A 17716-nucleotide genomic window follows, 5' to 3' on the forward strand; every position below is an offset into this window, starting at 1 on the left:
GCCCGCGTGGGCGGCGCAGCGTGCGGCGGCCGCGACCCGCTCGACGCGACCGCCAGAGGCCGGGGGCGCGGTTCAATCGGGTTCGGGCAACCGACCGGTAATCGGGTTGAACCGGTGCTGGTGGGCGGTGAGACTTGCGCGGTGATCACGGAGCTGTCTCCCCGCAATCTGACCTGGGACGAGGTGGATCCCGCCCGTCATCCGTTCGACAGAGAATCGGCGGCGCGAGTGGTGAGATCGCTCAGGCCGGCCGGGCGGGTGCCCCGACGCCCCGACGTACCGCCGGGTGACCGGGCCCTGCACGAATGGAGCTGGGACGAGGCCAGACCCTGGTCCGACGCCATGACGTACGCCCTGGCCGAGCACTACGGCCCCTGGGTCGCCGGCTGGCGGTGGGCGCACGACGAAGGGGACTTCGACGGGGGTCCAGTCGGCAGCTGGTGCTGCCCCCAGCACTCGGTCACCACCCCGGACGAGACCCTTGATCGCGTGACCGCGGCGCTGCGCGAGTGGCGTGAGTGGCTGGAGAGCCTGGCCACACGATTCGAGGCCTACCCGCTGGTCCTGGCCGACATCGACGACCAGCGGATCTTGTGGGACCGCACCGCCCACAACCTGATCCTGCACGTCACCGACCGCACCGGCTGCGGCAGCGCCTGGTACGGGCACTGCCATCAGGTACTCAGCTGGTTCCTCACCCGCTGGGGCGTCGCGGCCGACGACGCCGAGCACCTGGTGGACCGGGCGATCGGCGGCCGATTCAAGAGCTGGACCGGCCCCGACCCGGTACTGGTCGAGGACATAGCCGAGCGGCTCGCGGCCTCCGTGCGGCCGCACGCGGACGCCCGGGCCGCCGAGTCGCCGCTGCCCGACCACCTGGAGCGCTGGCTCGCGGTGCGGGAAGCCGTGCCGTGGCAGGCGGCCCAGGACAGCACCGGGGACGGACCGGTGACGCCGTCCCGCGACGGAGCGGCGGAGGAGATCCGCGCCTTCGACGCAATCCTGGACCCCGCCCGCGGCCAGGGCCTGCTCACCGCCCTGGAGCTGATGCGGGCCGACGCCGCGCGCGGCGCCCGTCTCGACTTCGACCTGATCCAGGGCTGGCAACGACACGTCCTCGGCATGCCCGGGCCGCCGCCGTTGCGCACCTTGGCCGCCTTCGCCAAGGGCGGCCGGGAACGGTACGGCATAGGCCCGGACACCCGCGCCCGCCTCGACGCCTGCCTGGCCGAGAGCGCGAAGGACGCCGCCCGGCCCCTCCCGCTGACCGCCCGGGCCGCACGCGCCTTCCTCGACGTCTGCTTCTTCCACCCCTTCGACGACGGCAACGGCCGCTCCGCCCTCCTCACCTGCCTCTTCGTCCTGGCCCGCGAGGGTGTCGCGCTCGACGGCGTGCGACTGCTGCGCCGTGTCTCCTTCCAGGCCGACGAGCCGCAGGACGCGCTAACGCTCGCCGGGTACGTCGACCTCCACCTGCGCGAGACCCGGCGAAGGGCCACCGACCCGGACTCCTGAACGGCCTGCGGCCGTCCCGCTCCGACCGGTGACCCCGGCCGCTACGTCCCACCCGGCCCGGCGACCCCCTGAAACGCCAGCTGCTTCGCGGCGGCCAGGATGCAGTCGCGCGGCACCAAGACCAGGGACTCACCCTCACCGATCGAGACGCCCAGCTCGTTCATCCGCTCCGCCTCCGGCTCGGTCAGGAGATGCAGCTCCCCGATCACAAAGAAGTCGCCGTCGTCCCGCTCCACGACATCCGGGCAGTTGTTCGCTCCGAGGGACCTGCGCTCGGCGGGCGTCGATCCGATACGGCGCATGAGGCTCCTTGCGGTGACACGATCGGTGTTATGAACACCAATACGGAGTGGACCTACCGGGTGTTCGAGCCGCACGGGTCCGAGGGCTGGCGCCCCTACGGCAGCGACCCCGAACAATGGCACGGCGTGATCACCGCCGCCGACACGGACGAAGGCGCCAAGCACGCCATCGGCCGCATCGTCGCCGACCTCATGACCGAGTGGGAGAGGACCGGCCTCCACCACGCGATGCACGTGCGCGTCTTCCTCTGGCACGACGAGGCGGGCGAGATGGAGGATGCGGACTTCGTCGTGGAGGTCCGGCCCCGGTCGGACTTCGACGCAGCGTGACGGATCAGGACGCGCAGCAGCCGAAACCCGCGCCGTTGTCGCAGCACCATGCGCCTCCTCAAGGAGGAGCGCATACTGCCCTCGACGAACCAGCCCCGCTGGGCGGGCCGGCCAACAGTGCCGGATTTGGAACCGCGTTAGCATGCTGGGGCACTGCGCCGCACGGTCGGCACACACCGTGGCCAGCACCGGATGAAGTCGGCCCAGCCCGCCGCCAAGCGTGCGATCCAGGACATCTACAACGCGGAGGACAAGGACCAGGCTCGCAAGGCCGTGGCTGCCTTCGCCCGGCAGTACGGCGCGAAGTATCCCAAGGCCGTCAAAAAGATCATCGATGACGAAGACGAGCCGCTGGCATTCTTCGACTTCCCCGCCGAGCACTAAATCCACCCGCGGACCACCAACCCCATCGAGTCGACTTTCGCGACGGTGCGGCTGCGGACGAAGGTCACCAAGGGAGCTGGCAGCCGGGCCGCCGGGCTGCCCATGGTCTTCAAGTTGGTCGAGTCAGCCCAGGCCCGCTGGCGGGCCGTGAACGCACCTCACCTCGTCGCCCTCGTCCGAGCCGGAGCCCGCTTCGAACGTGGCCACCTCGTCGAACGCCCCGAGACCCTCGCGGCGTGAGGACGAAAGCCGAACCTTGGGAAGGACCGTCATACGCCGGCTGAGAGGGCGCGATCTGTCCGGGTCGGCGTGAGCACCATGACCGGTCCAGGTCAATCAGACGTCCGACGCAGGACCAGGCAGACGAAGCCCCAGGTCTCCCGGTAGACCCGCAGCCATTCCGAGCGTCGGGTAGTCGCAGTCTCGAGCGCCTGCGAACTGTCGGGATCGCCTGGGTGGTCGAGGGCCCATGAGGCCAGCGACCCCCAGCAGGCCCATTCGTAATCGTCCAGCTCACGGCGCGTGCTGACATGCCCGTCCACAGGAGTCCACCCGTCGGCGACGACCCGGTCCACGGTGGTCGCCAGGTCGGTGAAGTCACCGAGCATTTCTATGGCCTCCCCAGAAGGCTCTCGGTCCCAGAACCCCTCACCAATCAGGACCCGGCCGCCGGGGGCCAGGTGCTTCCTCGCTGCTGCAAGTGTGGGAAGCAGACCACCGAAAGCATGCGTGGCCCCGACACTGAGCACTAGGTCGAACGACCGGGGGGAGACAAAATCCGCGGCGTCCTGGTGGTGCAGGACGAGGCGCTCGTTGACCCCGAGACGGCTGGCTGCTTCACGGGCCTGGACCAAGGCGTCCCGGGAGATGTCGACGCCCTCAGCCTGCAGCTTCGGCCACGTGGACAGGCCACGCAAGAGCCATTCCCCGCCACCGCAACCAAGGTCAAGGACACGCTCGTCACCGCGCGGAACGCCGCGCTCCAGCAGCCGACGGACCGAGTCGTCGTCGAGCGGAGACTTTATCGGGTGCTCAGCATGGGCAATCCTGGAGATCTGTTCGCGATTCACCGCCGCAGCTTGTCAGCGCCGGAGCGTGAGCGCACCTCGTTTTCGTTGCTGAACGGACCCAGCCAAGGCGACCGCCGATCCACAGTTCTTGACCATTGCTTCATGCCCGGGGGCCAGCCTCCGTATCCAGAAGCGGCTTCCCCCGGTCCCCGGCCCTATTCCGCACGTCTGAATATCCGAAGCTGCCGATACTGGAGACGCTCGCCACGAAGACCGGCAAGGGCAACTTCTGGCGCCTGGCCGATCACGGCATCAACGGCGCCTACTGCCTGGACGGCGCCTGACACCACGGCTCGAATGAGACACGGCGGGATCGTATCCGCATGCCTGGTGGGCAGCTCACTCGCGTCGTGCCAGGACCGTCGACAACGAGGTTACGTCGGGGAGTTCGGCGCGTTGGCAGGACAAGTCGATGTCCTCGCCGTGGCGTTGCAGGAGACCGATCGGGGAGGATCGCACGCAAACGCGACCCCCTCCAGCATGAGGTGCAGGGGCGTCGGACGACGCCAATCGCCGACATGAGGACTCTCAACAGGAGCCCGGCGCAACGTCCTTGACGGGACCATCTCGTCCCTCTCGTTCCTTGGACAAATCGGCGAACAACTCCCGACAGGCACACGCACCCCCACACGGTCGGGGTCCTCCCCCACCGCCAGCAGCAGATCACGCACCGCATCCTCCAGCCGCTTCTGGCCGAACTCGCGGGCACTTGCGCTCACATCCTCAAGGTCACCGAGTCGGCCGACGTCGCTCCCGGCACAGCCGGCAGCGACTGGTGCGGACCGACTGGCATTTCCCACCACCTCGGTCGCTGTGGCCGCATTCCGCGCCGGCGCGGCACTCCGTCACCACGCCGCTCCATCCATCCCCTTGGCGCTGACGCGCGGGAGCAGCCTCACGGCCATCGGTGCAGTGGCTGTCGTTCCGCACCGGTGCCCATGGCGCGGCCACGCTTCTCCCCCACCACACCGCATCCCGATGCGACCTCGCTCCCGAGGTCGCGGAGGGGTTACTCACCTTCGAGGCCCTGGGACACGATCTTCAGGAGTTCGGCTTCGTGGAGGTCCTGATCCGTGGTGTCCACGATGAATGTGTAGGTCCCGTTCGTTAATGTCACGGTGTTATTGGAGTCCGAGGTGAGCTCACCGGTCCACCCATGGATGGACTCCGGAGTGCCCGCGGCACTCACTGTGAGTTTTCCGGCGATTTGGGTGATGCTCAAAGACGCCTTCTCCGAGGCGCGGTGGTAGAAACGGGTCCAGGCGGAGCCCGAGTTCCGGGTCCGAATGAATGATGGCAGCAGGTCATGCTGGCTGGAGTCGCTCCCGCGAGTGGCCAGCGTATAGCCTGGCGGGAGATATCGCGGGTTGGCCAGCCGCTTCTGGTCGAAGGGGGCAATGGTCCAACCGTTACCGGCGTCCACCAGCCGTCGTGTCCCTAGCGGTGAGTGCAGCGTCGTGGTGATCTGCTCGTCGATCCTGTTGCACTGACGCCGGAGATCAACGTCGCCTTCCTTCAGTTCCAAGGTGACGGAATCGCGGGATTCGCTCGCCACGAGTTGGGGCGGGTCCTGCTGGCATGGGGCCCGGCTGTTCAGGGTGGTGATGGTGCGGTCATCACTGTTCACCAGTACCTCACCCACGGCACCCTCCCCATGCCTGGGGTCCTTCATGATCGATGCCGTGACGGCAATGGCGAGAGCAGCGCCTACGGCAACCGGCACCATGATGCGTAGGGTCCGATGGAGCCTTTTCGGGTTCACGGTCGTGCTCCAAGGTGGGTGAGCCAGCTCCCTGGCTTCATTCGATGGGGCGTGTAGCCCTCGGGGCGACACCCCTGCTTCGCGTCATACAAGTTCAACAGCTCGTCCAAGTCGGCATAGAGGAAGGGACGGCTCACCAAGGTGCTCATCTCTTTCACCAGGCCGTACGGGGTGCGATGAGCGTAGCCTGGCTCACCGACACGGGACCCTCTGTCTCTCACGTGCCCGACTGACCATCCACGCGTGACATCAATGACGGTGCACGGAGGCGGACTTCGGTGACCCTCCGCAGACTGAGGAAGGCAAGGATTCGCCCCGAAGTCCCCGGGTCGTCTTGCGCACTCCGCCGCATCACATTGGAGGCATCGGTCGTGTCACTTCTCACCGATATTTCGCCACGCTGTGATCGACAAGCCCTGTCCGGACTTGTCCTTCGCCATCCAATCGAGGCCTTTGACAGCGAACCCAGCCGATTCGGTGTCTTTGACACTACCTTGAGTAGTTCGCCGAGGGTGTTTCGGGTGACGTCGCAGTCGGTGCGACGTTTGGCGGCGGGAGTGGGAGGAGGGCGGTGCGGACGCCCTGCGCTCGAAGGGGCCGGCCTCGGCGGAACGGGCTGAGAAACAGGCAATGGGAGTGACTGGCGCGGGAATTGAAGCGGGGCCCGCTCGCGCACGGCTGGGACGATGAGTTTCACCGCAAGTTCAATCTGAGTGACGGCCGCCGACACGGCCCGGTTCGACGGGCGGGGTCATCCATACTTTCTCCTGGCATACATTTAGCGGGAGGCGCTTTCCGTGGGTATCGGTCAAGGGGACTAGCACGGCGTTATCGCGTGGACCGGCGTGCGGTGGGAGAGCTTGTAGCGCGCTCGTCTCGGGCGGCAGATAGCAGTTGCCCATCCGATCCCGAGCTTCGCTGAGGCGCAGGTTGACCCGTACTGAGCCTCCAGGGGCAAGCGTCCATCGCGGGGCGGCGCCTGGTGTGGTCGGAGAGGCGATCGTGTCCTCTGCCTTGCCGTTGAAGATGCGGACCCAGGGATAGCCGTCGAAGGTGCACGTGTGACGTGCTGTGTTGGTCGCGGTGAGCTGGGCCACAGCGAGATGGCTGGACGTCTTGTTCACGGGTTCGTCGAGGCGGGTGAGAGTCCATTTCAGTTGCGCGGTGAGGCACTTCTTGAGGACCTTCTTTCCCACCGCCTGTGAGGTGGTGGATGCACTGCCGCTGGTGGCGGCGTGCGGCTGACCGGATTCCCGGGTAGTGCAGGCGGTCATGGCCAGCACCATGCCGACCGCGACTGTTGCGCCGGCTATCGCATGCTTGTTCATTGCCTACGTCTCTCCGTCCGCTGAGTTCGGTGGTCTCGGCGATGCTTTCGTGTCCGCGTGGTGGTGGGACCGCTCGCCGTGCGCGGCGCCATCGCCTCGATTCCGTCACCGGAAGCCCTCGTAGTTGGCGAAAACGGTGCGCGGGCTTGAAATTCGGAGACAGGGGCCTTTGCGTCTTCGGGTATGAGGATGCTGCCGAGGGCTTCCCCGTTCCCCGATGTGCTCTCCAAAGGCGCCTTCGGGCGGCAGCTCTTACTCAGGCGCCGGGGTGGATTCGGTCCACCGCGACGGCCTCGGTCGTCTCACCGCGAGCGAACCGCTCGGCCGCCTCAAGACGCACCCGCGCCCGCTTTTCCTCCTCGGTCAGCCCGGACCCGCTGCGCCCCGCTGGACCAGGGCCGCGTACCGGGCGCGACAGTCCTGCTGGACAGCCTACGGACCTGGCTGACCCTGCACGGACCGCACCGCCGCAGCCCTGCAGGTCCACCACAACACCGTGCGCCACCGCCTCGCGCGGATCTCCGAACCCCTCGACGTCGACCTGCCGGAGCCCGGCGTCCATGGAATTCTGGTTCGCCCTGCACTGGCTGCCCTACGAGCGCCACACACCCTTGACCGGCGACGACGTGCGCCCGGCCTGGCACATGCTTGTACAGGGCAGAGTCCTCCCACTGATCGAGGAGCTCTTCGACCGCCCCAGGACCAGGTTCCAGTCGCCCGTCATGGAGCACCTGTTCGCTCCAGACCACCTTGCCGCACGCCAGATAGCGACTGCCCCAGTACTCGGAACCGGCCGACCAGGAACAAACCACGCCCGCCCGGGAGCTGCGCCGACTGACGGTGGCACGACACGGGCTGCGCACACTGCGGGCACCCACTTCCCGTAACAATGCCACGCCCCAGAGGGTGCTGACCAAGGCCGGGTTCGCCCCGGTTGGCCCAGCAGACCCGACCGACCTCGGCGGTGAGCCGGGCACCTGGTATCAACTCGACCTGGTGCTCCAGCCGTAGACCGTGATCTGGTGGGTAGACCTGCGGGAAGGCTGCGGCCAACGGTGATCACCGGTGGCCGCGCCCGTTCCGGAACCAGCCCCGAGCAAGATCAGGATCTGGGCCCGAGCACCAACTATGGAGTTGAATCGGCTGATGGACATGTCCTCCCGAGAGATCCGCATGCCCCTCAGCGAGGTCGTCGCAGTACTGCAGGACCTGAACGAGTTCGTCGTTTCCCTCGACCGACTCGGATCCCGCCAGGCATCCGGAACCGCCGACGAGTACACCGTCGGCAAGTTCATCGCCGACTGGGATGTCGCTCGGCGATTGGCCCGCGCCCGACGCGTCATCAGCGTCGCGCTGGATGCACAACTGAGCGAGGAAGACAACGCCGAAATCGACGCCCTGTGCGACCAGGGCCGCTTCTACGGCACGGACAGCGCCATCAGCCCCTCCACTGACCAGCCCAGCTGAGACAGCAGCGCATCGGACCGAACCAATCGAGGCGAGGATCAGTTCGGCCCGGGACCTGATACCCGAGCAAGACCCCGATCTACAACCGGCTAACTGCAGCCGCAGTTGCAGTAGGCGGGTCGCCGTCGAGCCTTGGAGCAGTCGTCCAGGGACACAGCAGGTCAGGTGTCCAGGGAACCCAGATCGCGACGGAGAACGTTGCGAGCCGCTTCGGTCGTATCGCTATGTGCCTGCCTGGCTGCTTGATAGTCCGGTGACGGCACGGTGGAGCCGGAGGCAAGTACCTCGCGGATCTTTCGAAGCGAGATGTACGACGCATCGATCGCCGTCGCCACCTCAAGGGTTGCTGCAAGGATCAGCCGTTCCCGTGCCTCGTCACATCCCGACGCCTGGAAAACCTGCCGAATCCTGGCCGCTCTCGCCTGCGGACTCGCGTGCTCTTCGTCGGCGGCCAGGCGCATGGCCTCATGCGCCCTCCGAAAGGAGACAAGACAGTCCGCGTACATGTTCCGGCGATCCTGCAGCCTGTTATCCCGGGTGGTGCGCCGCCAACGCACATGCTCGCCAACCAAGGTGGCCCCCACCCCCAGTACGGCCCCAAGTCCCGTCCCGACCAGACTCGACCAATCCACGTCAACGGATACTGCCATGCGGGCACGGGACACAGAACCCTCTGATCCGTAGCTGCATCTGGACCGATCGACAGCGGTGACACCGGTCAAGTGATGTCCCTCGTATTGCGCCCCCTTGCTGTGACCCGCGGTTCGGCTGGACGTTGATCTGGTCATGGGTGGGGACGTCATGGTTGATGAGGCGCACCGCTGGGCAGCTGGCCTGGACGTTCTGCATGCTCGGATCGGTGAGCATTTCCGCAGGTCCGAGCCGCGCCGGCGGGCAAGGGAGTATCTGCGCGGGCTGCTCGCGCCCTTGGAACGCAAGGTGCTGGCCGTGGACGAGACCGGCTTTATCAAGAAGGGCAGCCGGTCGGCCGGCGTGCAACCCTCCCCGCCTCCTGGACCCAGGATCCGGACCGCCGGGCGGATGCGAAAATCGGCGACGAGGTCGCCTTCCACACCAAGCCCGTGCTGGCCCGCGCGATACCCTTGCCGCCGCCGACGAAGCGATACGGCAGGGGCGTAAGGATCTCGATTACCTCGGCAAGCTGCCCGCGCAGGCCACGCAGGCTGTCTTGAAGACGTACCTCCAGAGCTGGAAGAACTGCTGGGAAGGCCGCGCCGGCGAGCCGAACTTCACAGGAGGCGTGCAGCTCAGCGTGCTGTCACCTGAGTTCGACGGAGTACGAGGCGCCGGGAAACTCCCATCCGTCGGTGCCTTCACCGATGTCCGCCACGATGATGTCGTCGACGAAGTGGTCCTCGAACTCGTCGTCGGTGAGCTCGCCGGCCAGCCAGAGTTCCTCGATCTCGTCCCAGCTTCCCCTGCTGCCGTCGATACGCAGAGGTGCGGCCCGCCGGTTGCCGCGCTCGCGTTCGTCGTCGCCCGTCTTGACGATGCCACTGATCTCGAACTGCCCCCTCTTGACGTGGTCGGGGATCGGTTCGGCGGGGACGACAGCGGCGTTTTCGTAGGCGGTGTGGATGAGGTCGAGGTACCTGCGGCGGACGTTGTACTCGGGGTCCGACAGCCAGTTGATCAGGGTCTTGGTGGTCACGTGGAGGCCGGCGTCCTCCAGGGCCTGGTGACCGCGGTGGGTTGCGGTGAGCTGGCTGAGCTGGGCGTGCCAGTGCTTGGCGGTGTACGAGGAGAGCCGGTGGCGAGGGGTGACCTGGGAGCGCAGGAGGTCGTTGAGGGCGGCCCCCAGGGAGCCGCCGTGGCCTGTGGGCCCTGCCATCAGTCGTCACCTTCGGGGATGATCTCGCCGGGCTGGATGAACTTGGCCTTCACTTCGCCGAAGCCGGTCCCGATCCTGTACGTGGAGGGTGGGGTGCCGGGGGGCGTCCAGAAGACGGCCGCGTCGACGTTGCGCAGCGCGAGGAGCGTGTGGCCTTCCTGTACGGCCCTGAAGGCCACGCTCCAGTGACGGACGGATGCCTCGGCGACCATGCTCATGCGCCAGTCGGGCCGCCAGAACGGGGACCGCTGTTCTGCGCGCTTGGGCCACAGCAGGCGCAGCGCGATGGACAGCCGGGTCTTGTACGCCTTGTAGGGGTCACCGCCGACCTGGACGAGCTCAGTCCGTGCCTTCCGGGTGGCTTCGTAGAAGGGCTTGAAGAGCGACTCGTTGGCTTTCCCGGTCCAGGAATCGTGGATGGTCGGCGCGGTGGCGAGGTGGCCTTCGCGGACGAGTTTCTCGAGCTGCTTGATGTGCGGGGTGGTGACCCACACGCGGCCCTGCTCGTCGGGCCGCTCGATGAGCCGGCCCAGGGGGTGCGGCATGTCGGTGCGGTTCCACTGCGGGATGTCGATGAGGTAGATGCCGGCCTGGGTCTTGTCGAAAGCGTCGAGGGGGCCGGTGTGCAGGAGCTTGTTAGGGGCGAGGGGAACGGCCGAACAGGCGGATGGGTAACTGCCGTTACGGTCGATCAGGCACAGCACGCCCTTGCCGAAGGAGTCGGGCACGTCGAGCTGGTCGCGCCGGACGCGCTTCCCGTTCGCCTTGATGTGGGGGACGCGGGTGAGGGTGACGTCGGGGTGGACCCAGCGAGGCTCGCCGTCCATGTCCTCGCTGATCAGGGGCCACGGCCCGCCGTCGCGTTCCTCGGTGCGGATGACTGGGATCGGGTGCATCTTCGAGCGGGCGACCGCTTCCTTGAGGATCCTCAGGGCGGGGAAGACCGCTCCCTCGGGCTCGTCCTCCTCATCCCCCGGTACCAGACCGTCCCCGTCATGTTCTTCGTCGACGTCGGCGACTTGCCCACTGTCAGCGGTGGGCTGGGCAGCGGCAGCGTCGGGCTGCTCGGTGGTGCCCGCGGACGCGGCGGTGCCGTACGCCCGCAGTGCTGCGGCGAGTCGGCGTCCATCGGCGGTGTCCGGGAGGTGCGGCGGCGCCGCAGCTGCCTCAGCGAGGGAGGGCTCGAGTTCCGCGAGGGCTTCGGGGTCGCCGTTGGTCAGTGCGGAGCGAAGTGCCGCCAACACGTGGGTGAGGGAGGCTGGCAGCCCCTGCTGGGCACCGGACGTGTAGGGAAGCGCTGCTTCGGCGAGTCCCTGCTCCACCGCACTGCCCAGACTCCGCGCGGATCCTTCGACACCCGCACGGCTGACAGGGGCGGCTCCGGCGTCGAGGAAGCGGGCGTGCAGCAGGTCGGGTTGCAGGTACGCCGCGCCGATCGCGCCGAAGTCGCGCTCCGCGACCGTCACCTGGACCTTGGTGGGGGCATCCGTCGGTGCGAGCGTGACCAGGACGTCGGCGTCGAGGAGACCGAGGAGCGCCGGGTCATCGCTGTCTATGATGGCCAGGACCGGGACGTGCAGCGTGCGGGCGAGGGAGGCCAGCACCTGCGAGGCGTCCGGCAGACGCTCGCCGGACAGCGGGAGACGGGCGCTGCGGGCGGCCTGGAGCCGGTCCACGACCACGAGGGCCAGGTCCTTCACGTGCGGGGCGGTCTCCGCGATGGCCTCGGCGGTCAGGTCGCTGCCGTCGTCGATCAGCAGGGGCGCCTGGACCAGTTGCTGGGCGACCTGCTGCTCGCGCGCGGTGAGGCGGCCCTGCTTTAGACGCGGGTAGTCACCGCCGGTCTCCGCGGCGAGGATCCGGCGCATGATGTCGGCTCGGTTCGGGCCCGACGCTGCGTACAGGACCTTGCGGCCGTCGACGAGCGCGGCCTGTCGTGCGGCGGCCAGCCCCAGCAGGCTTCCACCGACGTTCGGGGCGGCGGCGACCAGCGTCAGCCGGCCGGACGGCAAGCCGCCCGTCGCTGCGTCCAGTCCGGACAGTCCGAACAGGGGGCCGGCGGCCTGACCGGAGGTGAGTACGGCGCCGATGGCGTCGCCCAGCGTGGCGAGCCTGCGCGGCGCGCTGTCGCGTTCCGGATTGCGTGGGCTGTTCACCGCACCTCCTGCGGGCGCCGCGTCCGTGGCCGGTTCGGATGAGTGGGTAGCGGAGACGGCGTCGGCGGGCAGCAGCACCGCGACCGGTGTGGTGTTCCGCAGGAGGACCTGCGGCTGGCCCTGAGCCGCCCGCGTGACGAGGTCACCGAAATCCTTCTGCGCGGCACTCAGTACGTGGGACGGAAGCACCTCGGTCTTCCGTGCTGCCGGAAGCAGGTCGAGCGGCGCCAGCAGAACGCGATCCTGCCGCTTCTGGCCCTTGTAGATCAGGGTCGTGCGCCCGTCCTCCTCGGCGCGCTTCACCAGGGCGTAGAGGGCGTTACGTGCCTCGGTCGCGTTCATTGCGGCCTCTTCGTGCACTGGCTGGCTCACTCACCCTCCCAGACTCATCAACTCACCACCATGATAGCAGCACCCATACACTCGCAGGGCTAAAGTCACACCGAAGCTCGTCAATCTCACTCATTAGAGAGGTGTTCGGTGTGAGTTGACTGCCGCGAACCCGACGCTCCCCCCAGCTCGTGCGGGTCGGGCGCAGGCCGAAGGCCGCGACCTTCACCACCGGTCCCGGCCTTCCACTCGTGTCGCCCGCGGGCGATTACACCGTCAGCGTGTTCCCTCCCGGCCACCGCGCCGGGGATCTCTCCGTGCTGGCTGAGGAAGTCACGCTACTCACGTGCCCTCCCGAGAGTTGCCCCTGACGCGGTGGTGAAGCTGATAGAAGTCCGTCATCGCGGGCGAGGAGAGTGAGGAAGCCGATGGGGCCAGTGCGGGCAGACGCGTGAGGCCGGGGGGATCGCTGCTGGCCTACTTCAAGCGGCTTGGGGCGCTGCCGTCCGCGCACAAGCGGGGCTACCAACTGGAGGCTCTGCTGGAGCAGTTGTTCAGGCAGGCGGACTTCCGGGTCGAGCGCAATCCGGAGCCGGCCCCGCCCCACCCGAACCGGGCCACCCGCCGCGCCCTCGCCCGCGCAGCACGGAGGAAGAATTGAAGGCTCCCCTCCCTGAAGGGAGGGGGATTCGTCACCCTCCAGGGCTGGGCGGGGATTTACGGCTCAGGCCGCCACCGGAGCCGGCGGCTCAGGTGGTCTTACGCCCTCGACACCGTCCGGGTTCCAACCTGCCCGGACCAGCATCACACGGGCGGAGTTCTTGTCCCTGGGGGACACCGCTCCACACACCGTGCAGGCATACGTTCTCATCGACAGAGGTAGTGCGTGCTTGGTTCTCGCTCCGCACTGCGCACAGTCCATCGTGGTGTGCGCCGGGTGCACGAGACGGACGTCCCGTGCGTGCTTGCGGCCCATCTCCCACAGGGCACGCTTCGTCGCGGCGATGGCGGCATCGGCCGCCTTGCGGGCCATGGTGGTCCTCGCGAGGAACTTCGGCCTGAAGTCCTCCACCGCCACCCCGTCATGGCCACACATCACGGACTTGGCCCACTTGCGGCCGGTGTCCTCACGCTGCCTCGCGATCTTCTTGTGCAGCTTCGCTACCACCTAGGCACACTGGGCACAACACCTTCAGCACGCCCGGGAGGCCCAGCATGCCCACTCCGTGTCCCGGAATCTGCAACACCACCTGGCGTAAGGCCGAGCAGCAGCTCGCCGCCGACGGCACCGAACACCAGCTCACCCCCACGTGGGGCCAGCCGATCCACTGCGAACGCTGCACCACCCGCGCACACGCACAGCTCGCCGAACTCCCCGAACTGGTCGTCGCCGTACGCCTCGAGGCCGTCTACGGCACCGCCCCGAAGCTGACCAGCACCATCGGCCGCACCGCCACCGCCCCAGCGTCCGTCGCGAAACCGCGGCAGACGGACCTGGTGGCCCGCTACGGCGACACCTGGTACGTGATCGAGGCGAAGTGGCTCAAAGAGCCGGCCGACGTCGACGTCTTCGACGGGATCCGGTCACGGATGGATCGGGCCGCCTCGTCTGCTGTCATCAGCGTCATCATCAGCGTGAGCGGCTTCACCGACGATGCGGTGGAGGACCTGCAGGTGCGCCGGGAGAAGGGGCCGATCCTCCTTCTCGGCGAAGAGGAACTGACGCAGGTCCTGAGCACGCCGAGGTCGCTGGTCAACCTCCTGCAGGTGAAGCTGATAACCCACGGCCGCGTGCACCTGGCCGCTGTCCCGACGCCCCGGCGGCGTCGCCGGCCGGCGACAGACCTGCCGGGTGCCGAGATGCGGCTACTCGACGCCGACCCGCAGCCGCTGCCGTACGTCACGTCCGGGGGCGGGTTCGGGGAGTTCGTCTTCGTGCAGGAGCTGCCCGACGTGGACTGGGCGTTCGGGGCTGGCAGCGGCGTCTGCCTCGACGCCGCGGTCAGCCCGTTCAACGAGGACGGCATCGTCGAGCTGCTGTACGGGCTGGACTCGATGGGGTGGACCAGTGCCGAGCCGCGCTGGAACATCCAGCAGTCCGGCGCGAACTGGCACGGCGTCGGTGCCCGGGAGTTCGTTGAGGCGCTGCGCGCCTGGAAGAAGCGCGAAGAGAGCCTGGACGACGCGCATCACACCGAGCAAGTCACCTACTTCGACACGTGCCCGGGCGGAGGCTTCTACGCCCTGACTGCGAGCATCGCTGCCCACCACTTCCGGTCCGTCTACTACTGTCATCTGTCGTTCCAGTTGCCCGGTGTCCCCGTGGACATCCAGCCGATCCGGCACCTGTTCGAGCAATTCGACGCGGCGGCGTTCAGCTACTTCCGTCCGCTGAGCAGTCCGGCAGTCATTCGGCATCACCCCGAGGAACCAGTTCCACTGGAGGTCGTCGGCTACGTCGTTTCGCACAGCGACCTGGAATTGGAGGAGCCAGATTCCGACGGTGCGCCTACGGAGTGGGTCACTGGCCTTGTAGTGAGGAATCCGCACCGCGACGAGGACGGTAGGTCGACTTCAGAAGAGTGGCCGGGCCGAGAACAAGAAAGCGAACTGCTCGTCTATGCCCTGCGGCCGGCCGATTGGTAGCCGAGTTCGGCACGCAGTGTGGCGTCCTGGAGACGCTGCAGGCCCTGGGCGCAGGGTGAACAGGATCTCCAGCACGACTTCCGATCACGCTTCCGGTGCAGCCTGAGCGGGAAGCGCCGCGGCTGCGAGTACGGTGCCGGCGGGCGGGCCGGGTACCGGACCGCCCGGTGCCGACGGGGACGGAGTGAGGGTGATGCCGAGCAAAGACATCCGCCCCGGAAGCCGCAGCGCCCGCGTACGCGCCGCCGTGCACCGGGCTGTCGTGGACCTGGTAGAGGAAGTCGGGACCGAGAAGGTGACCACCCCCGCGGTGGCGCGCCGCGTCGGCGTCAACCCCAGTTCCGTCTACCGCCGTTGGGGGACGACCTCCGCGCTTCTGGCGGACGTGGCCGCCCAGCGCCAGGACGAGGGGGCGCCGGAGCTGCTCGGTGACCTGCGCAAGGACCTCGAACGAGCCGCTCTGTGGACGCTCGCCGACCTGTCCCGGCCGGGAGGCGTGGCGTTCTTCCGCGCCGAAGTAGCTCCGGACGTGGACGAGCGCCGAGCAGGACTGCGCGAGTGCCTGGAGCGGGTCAGCACCCGGTTCCACGCCGCCCTGGAAGCCGCGGCCCATCGGGGCGAGGTGACACCCCCTGGAACGGGTACTGGACCACGTGGTCGCACCCCTCTACTTCCGCGTGGTGTTCTCGATCCCGGAAAGCGACGAGGACTACGCGCGGCCTCGTCACCGACTTGTACGACTCCGTACACGCCACCCCGCAACCACCGCGCACGGACCCCCAGCCGGCCCCGGCCTCGGGCGCAAACGCGGCGCGGCCCACCCACGCGTAGCAGGAGCAACGCCCGAACCCCGCCCCGGCGCTATCACGTGGGATGGAACGGGCGGGATGGAGACTGGTGGATGTGGTGCAGTCCCAGCGATGCAGGCGGGGGAAGGTACTCCGTCTGGTCGGCACGGAAAGAGTGGAGGGGTACGTGACCAGACGCCGGGACGAGGCGAGCGAAACCTGCCGCGACTCTCCGACAACGCCGCTGTTGGCCAGGAGCAGGAGCGTGATGTCTGTGTAGTCGAAGTCGCCCCTAGGCCGTTTCGTTTAGATCATCGGATCGTTGGTCCGGTGTGTCGTTGACTGATGCGCAGTGGGCGCGGATCGAGCCGTTGCTCCCGGACCGGACGCCGATGCGGGGTGACCGCTGGAGGGATCACCGGGAAGTGATCGACGCGATCGCCTTCAAGTTCCAGACCGGAACGCAGGGGTGCACCTGCCGGAGAAGTACGGAAACTGGCGCGGCGTCTACAACCGGCTGCGGATGTGGGCCGTCGACGGCACCTGGGAGCGGGTGTTGACCGCGCTGATGGCCCAGGCCGACGCCGATGAGAACCTCGACTGGGCGGTCTCGGTGGACTCCACGATCGTGCGAGCCCACCAGCATGCGGCCGGGGCCCGCAAAAAGGGGCCCCAGCCGGCGAACCCCACGACCATGCCACCCGCTCGTGATGGTCACGCACCACCAAATCCGCGACGGCGCACAGGAGTTGGATCAGAGCCCGCTCTCGCATACACAGCCACGCAGACGCCAACCCATCTGCACTGCTTCCCTTCGGTCACCGATGAGTTTCGGTGTGCGGGACGGTCCAAGTCGGCACACCTAACAAAGGGAGAACCCGATGGGCAAGACGCGCTTGCATCCGATGACTCACATCGCCCGTCGCATGTTCGAGCTCCTGGAGCCGATCTGCCTGGTCACGTTCCTCGCCGACGAGTGCAACGAGGAACTGGCCGCACTCGGCCACCGCACCTACTGGGACGGCTACTTCGCCAGCCGCGCCGCACCATTGGGACGGGTGCCGGCCCAAGTCGTGCACGCAGCCTTCTACAACTTCGCCGACGGGGAGGCCGCACGGCACATCCCCAGCGCCTGGGAGACGATCCCTCCCGAGGCCTCCGTCACCGCGCGGGAGCGGGGCAGCGCGGCCTCCCTACGGCGCATCCTCGGCGACGAGCTGGCCGAGTCCCCGGGCCTGGTGCGCGCCGCGGACCTGACCACCAAGGCCGCGACGAGCGCCCCAACCGAAGGCCGGGTGATGTACGCCGGCATGCGCACCCTTGAGGTACCTAGCGACCCCGTCGCCCGACTGTGGCATTCCGCGACCATGCTGCGCGAGCACCGCGGCGACGGGCACATCGCCGCTCTCGTCGGCGCGCGCATCGGCGGCACGGAGGCCCACGTGCTCTCCGCTCTGGAACAGGGCATCCACCCCCCGGAGTCGTTCGGACGCATCCATCACCTGCCGAAAGAGCGCCTGGCCGCGGTCATGGACGGCATGCGCGAACGCGGACTCATCGACACCGACGGCCACTTCACCGACACAGGCCGCGCGACCAAACAACGCATCGAAACCCTCACCGACGAGCTCGCCACCCCGCCCTACGACGCCCTGTCCCCCGCCGAACTCGACGAACTGATCACCGACCTCGAACCCATCACAGCGACCCTGGTGGCCACAGGCTCGCAGTGACACGCAGAAATTGCTACAGATCTTCATGATCAGAAACGCCCTAGTAGGACTCC

General features: G+C 67.8%; 16 protein-coding genes and 6 pseudogenes. 14 read left to right on the forward strand and 8 right to left on the reverse strand.

The genetic code is table 11. The features are described 5' to 3' along the window. The first annotated feature begins 141 nt into the window (after nucleotides 1-141). Nucleotides 142-1515 carry a Fic family protein gene (locus tag ACZ5NH_RS42095; RefSeq protein ID WP_468783356.1) on the forward strand — a complete coding sequence of 458 codons (1374 nt, stop codon included), beginning with the start codon at nucleotides 142-144 and terminating at the stop codon, nucleotides 1513-1515. Nucleotides 1516-1556: 41 nt separating this feature from the next. On the opposite strand, the gene ACZ5NH_RS42100 is transcribed toward ACZ5NH_RS42095, so the two are convergent. Next, a complete protein-coding gene (locus ACZ5NH_RS42100; protein WP_468783358.1) occupies nucleotides 1557-1817 on the reverse strand; it encodes a hypothetical protein in 261 nt (86 codons plus the stop codon). Between the two features lie 30 nt (nucleotides 1818-1847). Between ACZ5NH_RS42100 and ACZ5NH_RS42105 the strand changes: the two genes are divergently transcribed. Further along, entirely contained in the window at nucleotides 1848-2147 is a 300-nt protein-coding gene (locus tag ACZ5NH_RS42105; protein ID WP_451552640.1) for a hypothetical protein, read from the forward strand. Nucleotides 2148-2342: 195 nt separating this feature from the next. Continuing rightward, a pseudogene (locus tag ACZ5NH_RS42110) lies at nucleotides 2343-2771 on the forward strand (transposase); the annotation flags it as partial. A 92-nt stretch (nucleotides 2772-2863) separates the two neighbouring features. On the opposite strand, the gene ACZ5NH_RS42115 reads toward ACZ5NH_RS42110, so the two are convergent. Both ACZ5NH_RS42115 and ACZ5NH_RS42120 read right to left on the reverse strand, forming a co-directional pair. Further along, complete coding sequence (locus tag ACZ5NH_RS42115) at nucleotides 2864-3601, reverse strand: SAM-dependent methyltransferase (RefSeq protein WP_468783360.1); 738 nt, start codon at nucleotides 3599-3601, stop codon at nucleotides 2864-2866. 1009 nt (nucleotides 3602-4610) lie between these two features. Further along, nucleotides 4611-5327, reverse strand: a complete 717-nt coding sequence (locus tag ACZ5NH_RS42120; protein WP_468783362.1) for a hypothetical protein — start codon at nucleotides 5325-5327, stop codon at nucleotides 4611-4613. A gap of 545 nt (nucleotides 5328-5872) precedes the next feature. Between ACZ5NH_RS42120 and ACZ5NH_RS42125 the strand changes: the two are divergent. Then, a pseudogene (locus ACZ5NH_RS42125) lies at nucleotides 5873-6000 on the forward strand (helix-turn-helix domain-containing protein); the annotation flags it as partial. Between the two features lie 67 nt (nucleotides 6001-6067). On the opposite strand, the gene ACZ5NH_RS42130 reads toward ACZ5NH_RS42125, so the two are convergent. Further along, entirely contained in the window at nucleotides 6068-6691 is a 624-nt protein-coding gene (locus tag ACZ5NH_RS42130; protein WP_468783364.1) for a DUF4232 domain-containing protein, read from the reverse strand. Between the two features lie 496 nt (nucleotides 6692-7187). Between ACZ5NH_RS42130 and ACZ5NH_RS42135 the strand changes: the two genes are divergently transcribed. The 3 genes and pseudogenes from ACZ5NH_RS42135 (at nucleotide 7188) to ACZ5NH_RS42145 (ending at nucleotide 8158) form a co-directional block, all read left to right on the forward strand. Next, a complete protein-coding gene (locus tag ACZ5NH_RS42135) occupies nucleotides 7188-7529 on the forward strand; it encodes a hypothetical protein (RefSeq protein ID WP_468783366.1) in 342 nt (113 codons plus the stop codon). Then, nucleotides 7499-7702: pseudogene (locus ACZ5NH_RS42140) on the forward strand (GNAT family N-acetyltransferase); the annotation flags it as partial. The gene ACZ5NH_RS42135 and the pseudogene ACZ5NH_RS42140, both read left to right, overlap by 31 nt. Before the next feature lie 135 nt (nucleotides 7703-7837). Continuing rightward, the gene (locus tag ACZ5NH_RS42145; RefSeq protein ID WP_451552635.1) at nucleotides 7838-8158 is read left to right on the forward strand and encodes a hypothetical protein; all 321 of its coding nucleotides are present in this window, start codon (nucleotides 7838-7840) and stop codon (nucleotides 8156-8158) included. Between the two features lie 161 nt (nucleotides 8159-8319). On the opposite strand, the gene ACZ5NH_RS42150 is transcribed toward ACZ5NH_RS42145, so the two are convergent. Further along, nucleotides 8320-8619, reverse strand: coding sequence for a hypothetical protein (locus tag ACZ5NH_RS42150; protein ID WP_468783368.1), 300 nt, complete (start codon nucleotides 8617-8619; stop codon nucleotides 8320-8322). Nucleotides 8620-8944: 325 nt separating this feature from the next. On the opposite strand from ACZ5NH_RS42150, the pseudogene ACZ5NH_RS42155 reads away from it, so the two are divergent. After that, nucleotides 8945-9252, forward strand: a pseudogene (locus ACZ5NH_RS42155) (IS701 family transposase); the annotation flags it as partial. 5 nt (nucleotides 9253-9257) lie between these two features. After that, nucleotides 9258-9416 (forward strand): annotated as a pseudogene (locus tag ACZ5NH_RS42160) (RNA-guided endonuclease TnpB family protein); the annotation flags it as partial. Nucleotides 9417-9437: 21 nt separating this feature from the next. Here the strand turns inward: ACZ5NH_RS42160 and ACZ5NH_RS42165 are convergent. Further along, entirely contained in the window at nucleotides 9438-10010 is a 573-nt protein-coding gene (locus ACZ5NH_RS42165) for a hypothetical protein (protein WP_468783370.1), read from the reverse strand. Then, nucleotides 10010-12508 (reverse strand): DnaB-like helicase C-terminal domain-containing protein, encoded by a 2499-nt coding sequence (locus ACZ5NH_RS42170; protein ID WP_468783372.1) that lies wholly within the window; start codon nucleotides 12506-12508, stop codon nucleotides 10010-10012. Before ACZ5NH_RS42170 ends, ACZ5NH_RS42165 begins: the two co-directional genes overlap by 1 nt. A 439-nt stretch (nucleotides 12509-12947) precedes the next feature. Between ACZ5NH_RS42170 and ACZ5NH_RS42175 the strand changes: the two genes are divergently transcribed. Beyond that, nucleotides 12948-13157 carry a hypothetical protein gene (locus tag ACZ5NH_RS42175; RefSeq protein ID WP_468783374.1) on the forward strand — a complete coding sequence of 70 codons (210 nt, stop codon included), beginning with the start codon at nucleotides 12948-12950 and terminating at the stop codon, nucleotides 13155-13157. A gap of 63 nt (nucleotides 13158-13220) precedes the next feature. On the opposite strand, the pseudogene ACZ5NH_RS42180 reads toward ACZ5NH_RS42175, so the two are convergent. Beyond that, nucleotides 13221-13658: pseudogene (locus ACZ5NH_RS42180) on the reverse strand (zinc ribbon domain-containing protein); the annotation flags it as partial. Nucleotides 13659-13711: 53 nt separating this feature from the next. Between ACZ5NH_RS42180 and ACZ5NH_RS42185 the strand changes: the two are divergent. The 4 genes from ACZ5NH_RS42185 (at nucleotide 13712) to ACZ5NH_RS42200 (ending at nucleotide 17663) form a co-directional block, all read left to right on the forward strand. Further along, nucleotides 13712-15142, forward strand: coding sequence for a hypothetical protein (locus ACZ5NH_RS42185; RefSeq protein WP_468783376.1), 1431 nt, complete (start codon nucleotides 13712-13714; stop codon nucleotides 15140-15142). A 193-nt stretch (nucleotides 15143-15335) separates the two neighbouring features. After that, the gene (locus ACZ5NH_RS42190; protein WP_468783378.1) at nucleotides 15336-16121 is read left to right on the forward strand and encodes a TetR/AcrR family transcriptional regulator; all 786 of its coding nucleotides are present in this window, start codon (nucleotides 15336-15338) and stop codon (nucleotides 16119-16121) included. Between the two features lie 141 nt (nucleotides 16122-16262). Then, entirely contained in the window at nucleotides 16263-16490 is a 228-nt protein-coding gene (locus ACZ5NH_RS42195) for a transposase (protein ID WP_468783380.1), read from the forward strand. Nucleotides 16491-16811: 321 nt separating this feature from the next. Continuing rightward, nucleotides 16812-17663 (forward strand): SCO6745 family protein, encoded by an 852-nt coding sequence (locus ACZ5NH_RS42200; protein WP_468783382.1) that lies wholly within the window; start codon nucleotides 16812-16814, stop codon nucleotides 17661-17663. Nucleotides 17664-17716 lie beyond the last annotated feature (53 nt).

Source organism: Streptomyces sp. NPDC031426 (assembly GCF_055581585.1).